The sequence below is a fragment of the Bacillus sp. FJAT-45350 genome (genome assembly GCF_002335805.1).
In the GTDB taxonomy this organism is placed as follows: Bacteria; Bacillota; Bacilli; order Bacillales; family NISU01; genus FJAT-45350.
The window spans coordinates 1-1225 of the sequence record NZ_NISU01000011.1 but is presented as its reverse complement, the minus strand read 5'-3'; the positions used below and the strand labels follow the sequence as shown (position 1 = coordinate 1225).

General features: G+C 32.7%; 1 protein-coding gene. It reads left to right on the top strand.

The features are described from left to right. Positions 1-152 precede the first annotated feature (152 nt). Positions 153-1225 (top strand): transposase (locus CD003_RS21445; protein WP_096203300.1); only part of this gene is annotated, 1073 nt, incomplete at its 3' end.

The following is a 1225-nucleotide window of genomic DNA, read 5'->3' as shown; positions in this document are numbered from 1 at the left end:
GAGGCCACTGAAAAAGTCTCTATATTATAAAAAAAAGATATAGTACCTCAAAATTTGAGAGTGCTATATCTTTTTTACTGTATAATTAAATTATCAAATTCGAGTGGGTGGATACATTGATTCAACATCAACAAGTAAATTTAAGTCCTTATATGGCGATTTATGACATAGTCGTACCGAAAGATAATGTTTTGAGAAAAATAAATGACTTAGTCGATTTTTCTTTTGTATATGAAGAATTAGTAGATAAATATTGCCTTGATAATGGGCGTAATGCGATCCATCCTATTCGCATGTTCAAATACTTATTATTAAAATGTATCCACAACGTATCCGATGTTGATATTGTCGAACGCTCAAAATATGATATGTCATTCAAATATTTTTTAGATATGGCGCCAGAAGATCCAGTTATTGAGCCAAGTTCCTTAACGAAGTTTCGAAAACTGCGATTAAAGGATGTAAATTTATTAGACATGCTAATCAATAAAACGGTTGAGATCGCAATCGAAAAAGAAATTATAAAAAGCAAATCTATTATTGTAGATGCTACCCATACCCAGTCTCGTTACAATCAAAAATCAGCCAAAGAAGTGCTGGTTGATCGGTCTAAAAACCTAAGAAAGACGATTTATCAAGTAGATGAAACAATGAAAAGTAAATTTCCAACCAAGACAACATCAGATGTATTAGAAGATCAAATTGAATACTGTGAAAAGCTGATTAAAGTCATTGAAAAAGAAGAGGTTATTTGTGAATTCCCCAAAGTAAAAGAAAAATTAAACCTGCTTAAAGAAACTGTGGCTGATGATATTGAACATCTACAATTATCCAAAGATGAAGACGCAAAAACAGGACATAAAACAGTGGACTCCTCATTCTTTGGTTACAAAACACACATAGCCTTAAGCGAAGAAAGAATTATTACTGCGGCTGTTGTTACAACTGGAGAAAAGAATGACGGAAAGCAATTAGAAACCTTAATTGAAAAAAGTATGGAAGCTGGTATGGAAGTTGATACTGTGATTGGTGATGCCGCCTATTCAGAAAAAGGGAATATTGAATATACAAAAACAAACGAAATGAAGTTAATAGCTAAACTCAACCCTGTTGTCACACAAGGTAACCGAAAAAAAGAAGACGAATTTGAGTTTAATAAAGATGCTAGTATGTATGTTTGTAAGGCTGGACATATGGCTATTAGGAAAGCACGAACTGGAAAAAA